This is a genomic window from Streptomyces prunicolor, assembly GCF_045162825.1.
Lineage (GTDB): Bacteria > Actinomycetota > Actinomycetes > Streptomycetales > Streptomycetaceae > Streptomyces > Streptomyces prunicolor.
In genome coordinates this window covers 10,120,344-10,133,595 of record NZ_CP108676.1, presented here as the reverse complement: position 1 = coordinate 10,133,595, position 13,252 = coordinate 10,120,344, and the positions used below count along the sequence as shown (strand labels likewise).

Genomic DNA, 13,252 nt, shown 5'->3' with positions numbered 1-13,252 from the left:
TACGTCAGTCCAGGCCCGGCACGACCGCGCCGGAGGGCACCCCGGCCGCCAAGTAGCCGTCGTAGAACGCCTTCCAGGGCACACCCGCACCGGTGTGCGGTCCCTCGACGGCCTCACCGCGAGCCTTCGCGTCCAGCGCGGCCAGGCAGACCTCCCAGCCGGCGCCGTTGCGGGACGCGGTGTTCTCTGCGCCGAGAACGTTCGTGAGCGTGAAGCGGGTGCGCTTCTCCTCGATCTCCTCCAGGTCGAAGTGCAGTTCGTCGCCGCCCCATGCGAAGGACAGGTGCCGGGGCGCGTCGACGGCAATGACCCGGCCGGTCGACTCGGGCATGTTGGGATCGCCGCTGAAGGTGACCGTGCCGCCGGGGCGCAGGTCGAACTCGGCGCGTGACGGGAACCATCGGGCGAGTTCGTCGGGGTCGGTCACGAACTGCCATACGCGGTCGAGGGGTTGGTCGTAGGTGCGGCTGAAACGGACGGCGGGGCGGCCGTCGTCCAGCGTCAGATACGTGCCGGTGAGATCGACGGACATGGCGGACCAGTCCTTCGGGGTGGGGTGCGGGGTGTCGTCCTCCGACGTCTCGTCGAGGCGGCGGCCCAGCGCATCGAGACTGCGATTCCACAGCTCGCGGTAGGGGGCGAGCCAGGCGTCGAGCTCGGCGAGCGGGGCCGGGTCGAGGGCGTAGACACGGCGCTGCGCGTCCTGCCGTACCCGGACCAGGCCCGCGTCCCGCAGCACCCGTAGATGCTTCGACGTGCTGGGCTGGCTCAGACCGCATGCCTCCACGATCTCGCCGACGGGCCGGGGCCGCTCCAGGAGCAGGCCGACGATGGCCCGCCGGTGGGGATCGGCGAGGGCGGTCCAGAGCGAGGCGTCGGGCATGACCTCAATATGCCGCGCCAGTTATATTCCCGTCAAGGAATGCAGCACCCGGGACCCGGAGCGCACGCTCCCTCAGGCGACCGGGCGGCCGTACCCCGCGACATCCCCGTGATCCACCCCGTGCGCCGCCCAGCTGTACAGATGCAGATCGAGGCCGTCCGGGTCGTTGAACACCAGCAGCCAGCCGATCGAGGCCTCGATCACCGGCGAGTGCGGGATGCCGAGGGTGTCGAGGTGGGCGGCCCACGCCTCCACGTCGGTCCGGTCCCGGACCGCGAAGCTGACCGGGTCGAAGCCCTGACAGCCTTGCGCGGCCTGGGAGTTGACGCGCAGGCAGAGCATCGAGTCGCCGAGCCCCGGGACCTCTCCCGCCACCCCGCGCACGACTCCGTCCGCGTCCTGGAACTCGTACGTGACCTTGAAGCCGAGCACGCGGCCGTACCAGTCGCGCGAGCGGTCGAGGTCGGTGACGGGCATCTTCACGTGGTGGATTCCGGCGAGCTCCGGCATGGCTCTCACGCTCCTCGCTCATTTCGCCGCAGTACGACTGCGCCGATTTTCTTCTAGACTCCTCCCCATGCCCGAACCCGTCAACCAGAAGAGGTCCTATCGCTCGGCCAAGCGCGCCGAGGCGGCGGCGACGACCCGCGCCCGCATCCGGGAAGCAGCCGCCCGCCTCTTCACGGAGAACGGATACACGGGCACGCGGATGAAGGAGGTGGCGGCGCTGGCCGGTGTCGGCGAGCGCACGCTGTACGACGCGTTCCCCACCAAGGCCGCGCTGTTCGGGCACACCCTGGGCGTCACGATCGCCGGCGACGAGGAGCCGGTCGCCGTCCCGGAGCGCCCCGAGACCCTGGCGATCCGGGACGAGCCCGACCCCGAGCGCGCGATCGGCCGTGCCGTCGACCAGATGACCGACCTGCTGGAGCGCGCCGGTGACCTGATCATGGTGACCGTCGAGGCGGCGGGCGCCGACCCGGACATGCGGGCGTCGGCGGACGCCGGTGCCGAGGCGACGTACGGCGTGCATCTGGCCCTGACCACGGCACTTGAGGAGCGCGGAGCCCTTCGCCCGGGTCTCGACGCGCGCACCGCCGCCGACATGCTCTTCGCCCTCGCCTCACCGCACATGCATCAACTCCTGCGCAGGCACCGGGGCTGGACGCGGGACGCCTATCGGGTGTGGCTGCGGCGCGTGTTGGTCGCGGAGCTGCTCGGTTCTCACTGAGCGGTGCCCTGCCAGAGCGCTGGGACGTCACCGTCGCGGCTGTGCATCTGGGTCGCCAACACCCGTACCGCAGCCGCGAATCGGTCCGGGTCGCGCAGGAACTCCATGTGGATGCCGGGGAATTCGAGCCACGGTACGCCGATCCGCCGGGCGATCTCGATCGACGGCCGGGCGTAGTACGTGCCGCGGTCCTCCGCGCCCGCGCCCAACACCACGGGAAACGGGGCCGACTTGAGCGCGGTCTCGTCGGGCCGGAAGCCGGCGAAGCCGGGCCACTCCGTGCCGAAGAGGTGGTCCTGGTTGCCGAGGAACCGCTTCCAGAGGTCGGCGGGCCAGCGGTACGTCCCCTCGCCGCGGGTCGTCTCCGCGAACCGGCGGCCGGCCGCGGGTGCCCCTCCCTGCTCGTAGAGTGCGGCCAGTTCGGCGAAGAAGCCGCGCCCGGGGTCACCGTCGGGCAGGACATGCACGGCGGGCGGCTCATGGGCGATGAGGCCCGCCATCGCCTCCGGGTGCAGTGCGACCAGCGTGAGGCCGATGATCGCTCCGCCACTGTTGCCGAAGACCAGCGCCCGGCCGCCCGCCAGGCCGTCGATGAGCGCGCGGGCGTCGGCGGCCTGCACGGCGAGTTCCATCGGCGCCCGTGACCTGCCGGAACTCCGCGAGTTGCCGCGTCGGTCGTACGAGATCACCATGAATGCGTAGGAAAGGGTCTCGGCGACGCCGTCGTAGTAGCCGGCGTCTCCCCCGGCCCCGCTGATCATCAACAGTGCCGGGCCGGTGCCGCGCACCTCGTAGTACAGCCCGGCTCCATCGACCTCGAAGACGCCACTGCGCATACCTGCTCCCCGCCCTCAGCGAAACGTTGCCGTTTCGCTGAAAGTGCTCTAGTCTCCATGTGTACGAAACCGTTTCGTTTACGTTTTGGTAAACCCCGAACGACTTCCCTGGAGTGGTTCCCGATGTCCCAGAAGACATTGACCGAAGACACCCGGTCGGGTGCCGGGGAGGCGCAGTCCGCGGCCTCCTCCAAGCGGTGGTGGATCCTCGCGATCGTCGCCGTCGCGCAGTTGATGGTGGTCCTCGACGCCACCATCGTGAACATCGCCCTGCCGTCGGCCCAGAAGGACCTCGGCTTCTCCGACGGCAACCGGCAGTGGATCGTCACCGCGTACGCCCTGGCGTTCGCCTCCCTGCTGCTGCTCGGCGGCCGCATCGCCGACCTGTTCGGCCGTAAGACCGCCTTCCTCGCCGGTGTCGTCGGATTCGCCGCCGCTTCCGCACTCGGCGGCGCCGCCACCAGCTTCGACATGCTGGTCACCGCACGCGCCCTCCAGGGTGTCGCGGGCGCGCTGCTCGCGCCGGCCGCGCTCTCCCTGCTCAACACGACGTTCACCGACGCCCGCGAGCGCGCCCGGGCCTTCAGTGTCTACGGGGCCATCGCCGGTGCCGGTGGCGCGGTGGGCCTGTTGCTCGGCGGTGTGCTGACCGACGCCTTCGACTGGCGCTGGACGCTCTACGTGAACGTGGCCATCGCCTTCGTCGCCTTCGCGGGCGGCTGGGTCCTGCTCAGCAACCACCGCGACGCCGCCGGCTCCAAGCTGGACGTGCCGGGCACGGTGCTGGTCGCCGGTGGTCTGTTCTCCGTCGTCTACGGCTTCTCCAACGCCGAGACGCACGACTGGAGTTCACCGCAGACCTGGGGCTTCCTGATCGCGGGCGGCCTGCTGCTCGCCGCCTTCGCCTGGTGGCAGAACCGCGCCGCGCACCCGCTGCTGCCGCTGCGCATCCTGCTCGACCGCAACCGGGGCGCCTCGTTCCTCGCCGTGCTCATCACCGGTGCGGGCATGTTCGGTGTGTTCCTCTTCCTCACCTACTACCTCCAGCTGAACCTCGGCTTCAGCCCCACCAAGACCGGTGTCGCGTTCCTGCCGATGATCGGCGCCCTGATGGTCATGGCGCAGATCGGCACCACGATGCTCGTGCCGCGGCTCGGCCCGAAGGTCGTCATTCCGCTGGGCTTCGCCATCGCCATGGTCGGCATGGCCTGGCTGACCGACATCGGGACCAGCTCGTCCTACGCGACCCATGTCCTGCCGCAGCTGATCGTGATCGGCGCCGGCCTCGGCATGGTGATGCCGCCCGCGATGCAGCTCGCCACGGGTGGAGTGGCCGCCGAGGACGCGGGTGTCGCCTCGGCGACGGTCAACGCCATGCAGCAGGTGGGCGGTTCGATCGGTACGGCGCTGCTCAACACGCTGGCCGCGAGCGCCGCGACCGACTACCTGGCCGGGAAGGACGCGTCCAGCAAGCTGGTCCAGGCGCAGGCGACGATCGAGAGCTACACCACCGCGTTCTGGTGGTCGGCGGGCTTCTTCGCCGCGGGCACGCTGATCGCGCTGGCGCTCTACCGTCGCGGGGTTCCGCAGCAGGAGGCGGACGCCGCACCGGTCGTCCACATGTGATCGGCTCCGCCCGAGCCTGAGCCGCACAGACCGAGGGGCCGCCGTCCGCAGGGAGACGGCGGCCCCTCTTCGCTGCCCTACTGACAGAAAGTCAACCTTTCCGACCGAAGTTCACCATGTCGAGTGAACCAGATCTTGCGGACGGCGTGTCGGGGATGCTCGGGGCTCCTCCGGGGTAACTACCGAGACCGAATGCGCCCCGTGCCGAGGTGGAGCGGCCATGACAGCGGAAGCGGACGAACGCGACAGTCCCGCGGCGAACTCCTGTGCCCGTACGCGGTCCAGGGGCCCCTTCACGGTGGTCGAGGTCTCGGGCGAGATCGACATGGCGACGGCCGGCCTCGTCGTAGAACACCTGGACGCCGCGACGGCGGTCGCGGAGCCGGACGTGCTGGTGGATCTGCGGCCCGTCGAGTTCTTCGACTGCTCGGGGCTGCGGGTGCTGTGCCGGGCCGAGCGGCGGGCCAGGGAACGCGGCGGGCGGCTGCGGATCGTCTCCGACGGGCCGCGCATCGACCGGCTGTTGCGCGCCTCGGGGTTGCTCGGCCGTTTTCCGCCGCTGCGTGTGCTGCCTTCGCAGAACGAGCAGCCGGAACGATGACAGGGGCCGGCACGGGCGACCCCACATCGCCCGGCCGGCCCCTGGATGCGGGACCGCAGTACTCCGCGACAGGGGCACGCACTCCCCAGCTACGGACCCTCCCTGGTGCTCACGGAGACCGTGCGGTCCCGGTCTCTCAGAACGTGAAGACGCCTCCGTATCCGTAGGAGTCCTTCACGCACTCGTTGGAGAAGACGCGCTCGTAGGAGACGCGTCTGCCCTGCCAGACACCGTCGATGGTGACGACGACGGGGCGGTAGAGCTTGTTGCAGAGCACGTCGTCCCGCGCCGTGAGGGCGTCGAAGTCGCCCCCGACGCCGCGCAGTTCGGCGCAGGCCTCGGCGGCGGCCGGGTGGGTGCCGGAGGAGGTGGGCGCGCAGGTGAGGGTCACCGCGCGTTCCGGTGTGGCGAGGGCGGCGTCGTCGCCGTGGCCCATGGTGAGCACCAGGGCCGAGGGGGCGTAGAGCGCGGCCGGGCCGGCTCCGTGGGCGGCGAGGGCCGACCCGGTCAGGGGTCCGCAGACGGCGGTGGCCGTCAGACCCAGGGTCGCTGCCCAGCGCGCGGTGTTCCGCATTGTGTGCATCCTTCCGCTCGGTACGAACCGATCACGAGACGATCGGTTCGAGGAGGTGCCGGCCCCGCTCGGTCGGTGCTGGACCGGCGGGCGCCACTCTGCCGAGTCCGTCACGGAAACTCACATCCCACCCACAGGTTTCAGTAACCTTGCGTATTGAATCAGTGGCGTGAAGTCACAGAATTCGAACGCGCGAACCCCGTAACCATGGGGTTCTTGATCGTCGAATCGGGCCGGATGGCCGGTTTACCCGTGCTCGCCGATCGTCCTGAAACAGTCCCGAAACATTCCGCTTCAGCTCTCGGCGCACTCCGCCGCAGCCCCTTGCGTTCGCCCTGCTCGCGAGTAATCGTCATTACATGATTACGACAGAGCAGCAGGAGAAGCTTCGCGGCTGGTTCACCGGCCGCCTGCCCGACGACCTGTTCGAGGAGCTGGTCGAGGTCACTGTCGACCGCGAGGAGGTCACCGTGATCGGCCGCATCCCCGCGCCCAAGCTCGCCGAGGGCGTCTCGGACGCCGAGCGGGAGGCGGCCGTCCAGGGCCGGGTCCAGGAGTTCCGCGAGCGCACCCGGGAGACCCGGATCGCCCTCGCCCGCGAGGCCGAGCACCGGTTCCGCAGGAAGGTCTCGTGGGGTGTGGAGTGCGCCGGGGAGCGGTCCCTGTTCACACACATCTCCGCACCCGTCATGACCCGGCTGCGCCAGCCCGAGCGCCAGGTCCTCGACACCCTGATCGCCGCCGGCGTGGCCCGCAGCCGCAGCGACGCGCTCGCCTGGTGCGTCCGCCTCGTCCAGCGCCACACCGACGACTGGCTCAGCGAACTGCGCGACTCCCTGGAACACGTCCAGCGGGTCCGCGCCCAGGGCCCCGACGCCGAACCGGAGGACGCCCCGGGCGACAGCGCATAGGAACAGCGGTGGATGATTCCTCCACCCACGGCACGGAAGATGGATGAACCGTCCTCTGGTGCGGGTGTCGCGGCCGGCCATAACGTCGGCAGACCCCCTGAGGACGGCATCCGCTCACCCCGCCCACCCCGCGCGCGTGAACGGCCGTCCACTCCGCCACCGCGCCACAACGCGCTCCACCGCCGTCCCCCGCTGGAGCCCCCTTGTCCTCGCAGCCCGCTGCCGCCCCCTCCCCCGCCACGCCGAGCCAGTCCCTGACCGAGGTCGAGGCCTACGGCGTCGAGCGCATCCCCGACGCGGACCGCACCGCCACGCCGCTCGACCTGTTCCGGGTCGCGTTCGGCGGCGCCAACACCTTCTCCACCTGCGTGCTGGGCGCCTTCCCGATCCTGTTCGGCCTCTCCTTCTGGCAGGGCCTCGCGGCCACGCTCCTGGGCGTCGTCGTCGGCGCGCTGATCCTGTGCCCGATGGCGGTGTTCGGCCCGGTCAACGGCACGAACAACGCGGTCGCCTCCTCCGCGCACCTGGGCGTGCACGGCCGGGTCGTCGGCTCGTTCCTGTCCCTCCTCACGGCGGTCGCGTTCTTCTCCATCTCGGTGTGGAGCTCCGGCGACGCCCTGGTCGGCGGCGCGCACCGCCTGTTCGGCCTGGAGCAGAGCACGCTCTCCTACGTCGTCGCGTACGCGCTGTTCGCGGTCCTGGTCCTCGCGGTCTGCGTCTACGGCTTCCGGTTCATGCTGTTCGTCAACAAGATCGCCGTGCTGTCCGCGACGGTCCTGTTCCTGCTCGGCGCGATCGCCTTCGCCGGTGACTTCGACCCGTCGTACGCCGGTGTCTTCACGTCCTCGGCGGACGCGGCGACCCAGTCGCTGTTCTGGCCGTCGTTCATCGGCGCGGCCCTGATCGTGCTCTCGAACCCGGTCTCCTTCGGCGCGTTCCTCGGCGACTGGTCCCGCTACATCCCGGCGAACACCCCGCGACGCAAGGTGATCGGCGCCGCGTTCCTCTCCCAGATCGCGACCCTCCTGCCGTTCGTCTTCGGCCTGGCGACCGCGAGCATCATCGCCACGAAGGCCCCCAAGTACGTCGACCCGGCCGCCCCGAACTTCGTGGGCGGACTCCTCGCGATCTCACCGAGCTGGTTCTTCCTGCCGGTCTGTCTGCTGGCCCTGATCGGCGGCATGTCGACAGGCACGACCTCGCTCTACGGCACCGGGCTCGACTTCTCGTCGGTGTTCCCGCGGCTGTCGCGGGTGCAGGCGACGTTCCTGGTCGGTGTGCTGTCGATCTCGTTCATCTTCATCGGTCGGTTCGGCTTCGACCTCGTCCAGTCGATCTCCACCTTCGCCACGATGATCATCACCTGTACGACACCGTGGATGGTCGTGATGATGCTGGGCTTCTACACCCGGCGCGGCTGGTACGACCCGGACGCGCTCCAGGTCTTCAACCGCCGTCAGCGCGGCGGGCGTTACTGGTTCGCGCACGGCTGGAACTGGCGCGGCATGACCGCCTGGTGGGTGGCCGCCGTGGTCGGTGTGCTGTTCACGAACATCCCGGGGCAGTTCGTCGGCCCGCTCGGCGACCTGGCCAACGGCGTCGACATCAGCCTGCCGCTGTCGCTGGCCGTGGCCGCCGTGCTCTTCCTGAGCCTGCTCCGGCTGTTCCCCGAACCCCGGGACGCGTACGGGCCGGAGGGCGCGCGGCTGGCCCGTACGGTCGAGGTCCCGGTGCCGCCGATCACCGGCCCCGGAGCGGAGGCCGCGGCACCCGCGCCGGCCGTCGCGAGCAGCTGATGCCGACCTGGATCGACCTGTCGGTGCCCATCGTCACCGGGATGCCCGTGTATCCCGGTGACCCGGCCGTCGAGGTCTCCCCCGCGTTGCGCGCACCCCGGGACGGTGTCAACGTCCTTCAGCTGCACATGGGTTCACAGTCGGGCACGCATGTCGACGCGCCGTACCACGTGGACGACGCGTGGCCCCGCCTCGACGAACTGCCCCTGGAGCGCTTCGCCGGGCACGCGGTGGTGGCGGACGTACGGGGGCTGCCGGACCGGGCGCCGATCACGCCGGACCTACTGGCGCCCGCGCTGCGGCAGTTGAGGCCGGGCTCCCTCGTTCTGCTCGCCACGGGCTGGTCGGCGTACTGGGGCACCCACCACTACCTCGCCCACCCATGGCTCACCCCGGAGGCTGCGGAGGCCCTCGTCGCGGCGGGCGTCCGTACGGTCGCGGTCGACGCGCTGAGTGTCGATCCGACGCCCGAACCCGGCGATGTGACAGCCGACTTGGGGCTGCCCGCGCACCGGGTGCTGTGCGGCGCGGGCGGGGTGATCGCCGAGAACCTCACGGGGCTCGATCAGGTGGTGGGGCTCCCGAACGTGGAGTTGTTCCTGTTCCCACTGCGGCTGCCAGGGGCGGACGGGGCGCCGGTACGAGCCGTGGCGCGGGCGTTCTGATCGTTCCGGGAAGGTCGTTGTCAGACCCGGCGGTTAAGTTGGGATCATGACTCGATACGTGATGGTGGCAGGGGCGCGGCTCGGTGCGTGGGCGTGGGACGAAGTGGTGGCCGAGCTGCGCCAGGGTGGGCACGAGGCGTATGCACTTTCCCTGTCGGGGCTCGCGGAGAAGCAGGGGATTCCGGCCGGGCAGCAGACTCATGTGCGGGACATCGTCGACGAGGTCGAGCGCCTCGATCTGCGGGAGGTCGTCCTCGTCGGGCACAGCTACTCCGGTATCCCCATCGGTCAGGCGGCTCAGCGGATAGGTGACCGGCTGTCCCGGGTGGTTTTCGTCGACTCGAACGTGCCGGTCGACGGGGAGTCGTTCCTCGACAGCTTCCCGAGCGACCACATCAGGAAGGCGCTCGCCGAGAACGGCGGCTACTGGCCGATGTCAGGACCGGCCGACTACGCCGACCAGGACCTCACGGACGAGCAGATCGCCCGCATGGTCACCGAAGGGACCCCGCACCCGGGTGCAACGCTCACCGAACCGGCAGTCCTGGAGCATCCGTTGGCCGACCTCCCGGCCACCTACGTCAAGTGCCTGCTCGACGGTGACGAGTTGCCGACCCCGGCGGACGAACTGGTCGCGAGCGGGCACTGGGAGCTGGTCCGGATGGACACGGGCCACTGGCCGATGTTCTCCCAGCCCCGCGAACTGGCCCGGATACTCGCCGAGTCGATCACCCGGTCCTGACGCACGCGCGGACCCCCGCCTGCCTCCCCCTCTCCGACTACGTCACCCTGCACGCGCCGCTCACCGCCGAGACCCGGCATCTCCTGGACGCGGAGCGGTTCGCGCTGCTCAAGCCGACCGCGTTCGTGATCAACACCGCGCAGGGCGCCCTGATCGACCAGGACGCCCTCGCGGACGCGCTCGAAGCCGGAGCCCTCGCGGGTGCCGGACTGGACGTCTTCGACCCCGAACCGCCCACCCCGGCACTGCGGTTGCTCAAGGCCCCGAACGTGGTGCTCTCGCCGCATGTCGGCGGCGTGACCCGGGAGACGGTGCTCCGGATCGCGCTGGCCGCCGTACAGAACGCCGCCGGTTACCTGACCGGCAAGTCGCCCGGCGATGTGTTCAGTTGAGCCGGTCCGCGATCTTCGCGGGGCGCGGTGACGGGGCTCCCGTGCCGGTGATCGACAGCGAACCGGGGCTGGCCGTCACCGAGTCGGTCAGCCAGCGCTGCGCGGTGGAGCCGTCGCGGACCTTGAGGACGATGTCGGCGCCCGGGTCCTCGCTGGTGGAGGTGAGCGCGAGCTGCGAGTTCCAGCGGGGCAGTAACTCGCCCTGCACGGTGAGGTCGTAGCGAACATCGTTGCCGCGCTTGGCCTTCGCGTCGGCACACGTGCCGAGGACGACGACACCGGCGTCCGCGTGCGAGTCGAGGCACAGCCCGGGGCTCGCCACACTGCGCAGCAGCCCGTCGGTGTCGTACGACCACTCCTGGGTCTGTGCCGAGGAGCAGGCGGCCAGGCTGGTGCCGGCGCCGGCCTTCGCGGTGCCCTGGATGTCGAGGCACAGGTCGGCTGCGGCGTTGCGCAGTCTCGTGCGCTGGGGTGCGGCGGGGAGCCGGGCCGTGCCGGGTGCCGATGATGACACGGGTCCGGAGCCGGTGCGGGCGGTGCTGGAGGCGACCGGACCGGCGCTGCCGTCGTGGTCCGGCCACAGGCCGACGGCGAGCGCGATCGCGACGACGCCCGCGCCGACCAGTCCGACGCCGACGAACAGCGACCTGGGCGACCGGGCCGCGTCGACGACACGGCGGCCGGGTGCGGGGATCCGGGACAGCAGCCGGTGCCGCCCCGTGCCGCCACCGGTGTGTCCGCCGTGCCGGGAGGCGGCCCTGGTCCGGGTGTCGGGTCGGCCGCGGCCGGGTCGTGACGCGAGGTAGGGGCGGGCTCCCCAGCCGAGTACCGCCTCGGCGAGAAGGACTCCCAACCCGCCTTCGAAATAGCTGAGTTGTTCGGCGGCGAAACGGCAGTAGCGGCACTGGTCGAGATGCTGCTGGACATCCGGCAGCAGTGCGCCGCCGCGCCGAATCGGGACGTCGAGGAGACGGTTGTAGAAGCGGCAGTCCGGGGTCGGCGCGAGTTCCCGGTGGGCGCGTACACAGCCTTCGCGGAATTTTTCGTGCGCCTGTTGGAGAGCGGCCGACGCGTTGTCGGTATCCATGCCGAGCAGTGCCGCGGGGACGGTTATCGACTCGGCCTCGACCTCGGTGTGCCACAGCAGACACTGGGCGAACGGCGGAAGGGTCTGGAAAGACCGCTCGGCGAGCTTGCGATTTTCGGAGGTCATGGACTTCGCGGCCCGCATGGCGCGGCCCCCGGAGGGTTTCTCCAGGTCCGGCAGAACACTGGATATTCGCTCTTCCACGGTCCACTCGCGGAGGGTGTCGCGCACGGTCAGCAGCAGCCGGGGCCGCAGTGCCACACCGTCTTCGCCGAACGTCAGACGGTCGAACACCCGATGGAAGGCGGCCGCGGCGGCCATGGCGGGCACGGTTCCCTCCGCGGCGAGACAGATCCCCGCGTAATCCTGGACCGGCCGCCAGTGCCGCGCCATGAGCAGCGCGACGGAATGAGCGGCCTCGCCCTCCGGACGGCCCCGCAGCCGGGCGGCCAGGGTCTCGTCGGATTCCTCGGGGGCTCCGCCGTCCGGCGGCGGGTAAGGAGGACGAGGAGGAGGCGGGATGGACACGGAGTGGATTCCTCGGATTCGGTTCATCAACAGGTCAATGAGCCCCGGGCATTACCCCCGCGCGGGTGTTTCACCCTTGCACAACCCACCCAACCCAACAAGGCACTTGGGTAACTTCCATCTCATTGAAAGAAAGTCAGATGCGGTGACAACTCGGTTCACTTGCACCGGCTTTCGATTTGCCATGCGCCCCGTGTGAACCATGCGCACACGCCGGTGCCTCACGCACGCTCCCGGCGCACGGCTCACCGCGGTCCACTGGGTTCGGCCCTTCTCGGAGGCCACGCGCTGGACGGCGGCTCTCCCGCGCCAAACGGCCGCCGACCTTGCTCCTCCCGCCCTCGGTCGGCGGCCCCGAGGGCGGGGGCGGCCCACCCCCGCCCTCCCCGCATCAAGCCACGGCTGATCAGGCCGCGGCCCCACCGATGGTGTCGAGTTCGGCGATCGCGTCGGCGGGCAGCACCAGGTCCGCGGCGGCGATGTTGTCCCGCAGATGCGCGCGGGACGAGGTGCCGGGGATCAGAGCGATGGTGGCCGAGCGCTGCAACAGCCAGGCCAGGGCGACCTGTTGGGCCGAGGCGTCCAGTCGGGCGGCGACATCGGTGAGGGTCCGCGACTGCAGCGGGGTGAAGCCGCCGAGCGGGAAGTACGGGGCGAACGCGATGTGCTCCGCCGCGCACCGCTCGACGAGGGCGTCGTCCTCCCGGTTGGCCAGGTTGTACAGGTTCTGCACGGTGACGACCGGCGCGATGGCCTGGGCCTCGGTCAGCTGGTCGGCGGAGACCGTGCTCACCCCGAGGTGCCGGATCAGCCCGGCCTTCTGCAGTTCGGCGAGGGCACCGAACTCCTCCCCGATCGGCTCCTCGTCGGCGCCGTGATCGGAGCCGACCCGCAGGTTCACCACGTCCAGCGCGTCGAGCCCGAGGTTGCGGAGGTTGTCGTAGACCTGGGCCTTGAGGTCCTCGGGGTGCCGGGACATGATCCAGCTGCCGTCGGGGCCGCGCCGGGCGCCGACCTTGGTCACGAGGTGCAGGTCGTCCGGGTAGGGGTGGAGTGCCTCCCGGATGATCTCGTTGACGACGACGGGGCCGTAGAAATCACTGGTGTCGATGTGGGTGATGCCCCGCTCGACGGCCTCCCGGAGGACGGCCACCGCTTCGGTGCGGTCCTTCGGCGGGCCGAAGACACCGGGGCCGGCCAGCTGCATGGCGCCGTATCCCATGCGGGTGAGGGTGAGGCCCTCGGCGGGGGTGAGGGTGCCGCCGGAGACGGTGTCTGCCATGGTGGCGCGCCTTTCGGTGGGTGATGCGGGGTGCGTCCTGCCATCGACTCTGCGCCTGTACCGGCCGGGCAGGCAGTACCCGGATGTTCCTGGTAGTG

The 13,252-nt window shown here is 70.5% G+C and carries 13 protein-coding genes and 2 pseudogenes; 8 read left to right on the top strand and 7 right to left on the bottom strand.

Features of this window, described 5'->3' with window-relative positions; all coding sequences use genetic code 11:
- Positions 1 to 4: 4 nt before the first annotated feature.
- The 3 genes and pseudogenes from OG588_RS45825 to OG588_RS45815 form a co-directional block, all read right to left on the bottom strand.
- A complete protein-coding gene (locus tag OG588_RS45825; protein WP_405953383.1) occupies positions 5 to 532 on the bottom strand; it encodes an SRPBCC family protein in 528 nt (175 codons plus the stop codon).
- 12 nt (positions 533 to 544) lie between these two features.
- A pseudogene (locus tag OG588_RS45820) lies at positions 545 to 883 on the bottom strand (ArsR/SmtB family transcription factor); the annotation flags it as partial.
- A 72-nt stretch (positions 884 to 955) separates the two neighbouring features.
- The gene (locus OG588_RS45815; protein WP_405952452.1) at positions 956 to 1,393 is read right to left on the bottom strand and encodes a VOC family protein; all 438 of its coding nucleotides are present in this window, start codon (positions 1,391 to 1,393) and stop codon (positions 956 to 958) included.
- A 67-nt stretch (positions 1,394 to 1,460) separates the two neighbouring features.
- On the opposite strand from OG588_RS45815, the gene OG588_RS45810 reads away from it, so the two are divergent.
- A complete protein-coding gene (locus OG588_RS45810) occupies positions 1,461 to 2,114 on the top strand; it encodes a TetR/AcrR family transcriptional regulator (RefSeq protein WP_405952451.1) in 654 nt (217 codons plus the stop codon).
- Here OG588_RS45810 and OG588_RS45805 read toward each other — a convergent pair.
- Positions 2,108 to 2,950, bottom strand: coding sequence for an alpha/beta fold hydrolase (locus OG588_RS45805; protein WP_405952450.1), 843 nt, complete (start codon positions 2,948 to 2,950; stop codon positions 2,108 to 2,110). The genes OG588_RS45810 and OG588_RS45805 overlap by 7 nt on opposite strands.
- A gap of 123 nt (positions 2,951 to 3,073) precedes the next feature.
- Between OG588_RS45805 and OG588_RS45800 the strand changes: the two genes are divergently transcribed.
- Together OG588_RS45800 and OG588_RS45795 are read left to right on the top strand one after the other, a co-directional pair.
- The gene (locus OG588_RS45800; protein WP_405952449.1) at positions 3,074 to 4,576 is read left to right on the top strand and encodes an MFS transporter; all 1,503 of its coding nucleotides are present in this window, start codon (positions 3,074 to 3,076) and stop codon (positions 4,574 to 4,576) included.
- A gap of 220 nt (positions 4,577 to 4,796) precedes the next feature.
- The gene (locus tag OG588_RS45795; RefSeq protein ID WP_405952448.1) at positions 4,797 to 5,177 is read left to right on the top strand and encodes an STAS domain-containing protein; all 381 of its coding nucleotides are present in this window, start codon (positions 4,797 to 4,799) and stop codon (positions 5,175 to 5,177) included.
- Positions 5,178 to 5,313: 136 nt separating this feature from the next.
- On the opposite strand, the gene OG588_RS45790 is transcribed toward OG588_RS45795, so the two are convergent.
- A complete protein-coding gene (locus OG588_RS45790; RefSeq protein WP_033278852.1) occupies positions 5,314 to 5,751 on the bottom strand; it encodes a protease inhibitor in 438 nt (145 codons plus the stop codon).
- Positions 5,752 to 6,110: 359 nt separating this feature from the next.
- On the opposite strand from OG588_RS45790, the gene OG588_RS45785 reads away from it, so the two are divergent.
- The 5 genes and pseudogenes from OG588_RS45785 to OG588_RS45765 form a co-directional block, all read left to right on the top strand.
- The gene (locus OG588_RS45785; protein WP_405952447.1) at positions 6,111 to 6,662 is read left to right on the top strand and encodes a hypothetical protein; all 552 of its coding nucleotides are present in this window, start codon (positions 6,111 to 6,113) and stop codon (positions 6,660 to 6,662) included.
- A 203-nt stretch (positions 6,663 to 6,865) separates the two neighbouring features.
- Positions 6,866 to 8,458 carry a purine-cytosine permease family protein gene (locus tag OG588_RS45780; protein ID WP_405952446.1) on the top strand — a complete coding sequence of 531 codons (1,593 nt, stop codon included), beginning with the start codon at positions 6,866 to 6,868 and terminating at the stop codon, positions 8,456 to 8,458.
- A complete protein-coding gene (locus OG588_RS45775) occupies positions 8,458 to 9,123 on the top strand; it encodes a cyclase family protein (protein ID WP_405952445.1) in 666 nt (221 codons plus the stop codon). The genes OG588_RS45780 and OG588_RS45775 overlap by 1 nt, the downstream gene beginning before the upstream one ends.
- Positions 9,124 to 9,169: 46 nt before the next feature.
- The gene (locus tag OG588_RS45770) at positions 9,170 to 9,865 is read left to right on the top strand and encodes an alpha/beta fold hydrolase (protein WP_405952444.1); all 696 of its coding nucleotides are present in this window, start codon (positions 9,170 to 9,172) and stop codon (positions 9,863 to 9,865) included.
- A gap of 23 nt (positions 9,866 to 9,888) precedes the next feature.
- Positions 9,889 to 10,257, top strand: a pseudogene (locus OG588_RS45765) (NAD(P)-dependent oxidoreductase); the annotation flags it as partial.
- On the opposite strand, the gene OG588_RS45760 reads toward OG588_RS45765, so the two are convergent.
- Both OG588_RS45760 and OG588_RS45755 read right to left on the bottom strand, forming a co-directional pair.
- The gene (locus OG588_RS45760) at positions 10,250 to 11,872 is read right to left on the bottom strand and encodes an RICIN domain-containing protein (RefSeq protein ID WP_405952443.1); all 1,623 of its coding nucleotides are present in this window, start codon (positions 11,870 to 11,872) and stop codon (positions 10,250 to 10,252) included. The pseudogene OG588_RS45765 and the gene OG588_RS45760 overlap by 8 nt on opposite strands.
- Before the next feature lie 406 nt (positions 11,873 to 12,278).
- Positions 12,279 to 13,154: an oxidoreductase gene (locus OG588_RS45755; RefSeq protein ID WP_405952442.1), complete on the bottom strand. Its 876-nt coding sequence runs from the start codon at positions 13,152 to 13,154 to the stop codon at positions 12,279 to 12,281.
- Positions 13,155 to 13,252: the final 98 nt, after the last annotated feature.

Bases quoted from the DNA above. Each gene is read 5' to 3' on its own strand.
- OG588_RS45825 (WP_405953383.1), bottom strand. From the start codon at position 532: ATGTCCGTCGATCTCACCGGCACGTATCTGACGCTGGACGACGGCCGC.
- OG588_RS45815 (WP_405952452.1), bottom strand. From the start codon at position 1,393: ATGCCGGAGCTCGCCGGAATCCACCACGTGAAGATGCCCGTCACCGAC.
- OG588_RS45810 (WP_405952451.1), top strand. From the start codon at position 1,461: ATGCCCGAACCCGTCAACCAGAAGAGGTCCTATCGCTCGGCCAAGCGC.
- OG588_RS45805 (WP_405952450.1), bottom strand. From the start codon at position 2,950: ATGCGCAGTGGCGTCTTCGAGGTCGATGGAGCCGGGCTGTACTACGAG.
- OG588_RS45800 (WP_405952449.1), top strand. From the start codon at position 3,074: ATGTCCCAGAAGACATTGACCGAAGACACCCGGTCGGGTGCCGGGGAG.
- OG588_RS45795 (WP_405952448.1), top strand. From the start codon at position 4,797: ATGACAGCGGAAGCGGACGAACGCGACAGTCCCGCGGCGAACTCCTGT.
- OG588_RS45790 (WP_033278852.1), bottom strand. From the start codon at position 5,751: ATGCGGAACACCGCGCGCTGGGCAGCGACCCTGGGTCTGACGGCCACC.
- OG588_RS45785 (WP_405952447.1), top strand. From the start codon at position 6,111: ATGATTACGACAGAGCAGCAGGAGAAGCTTCGCGGCTGGTTCACCGGC.
- OG588_RS45775 (WP_405952445.1), top strand. From the start codon at position 8,458: ATGCCGACCTGGATCGACCTGTCGGTGCCCATCGTCACCGGGATGCCC.
- OG588_RS45770 (WP_405952444.1), top strand. From the start codon at position 9,170: ATGACTCGATACGTGATGGTGGCAGGGGCGCGGCTCGGTGCGTGGGCG.
- OG588_RS45755 (WP_405952442.1), bottom strand. From the start codon at position 13,154: ATGGCAGACACCGTCTCCGGCGGCACCCTCACCCCCGCCGAGGGCCTC.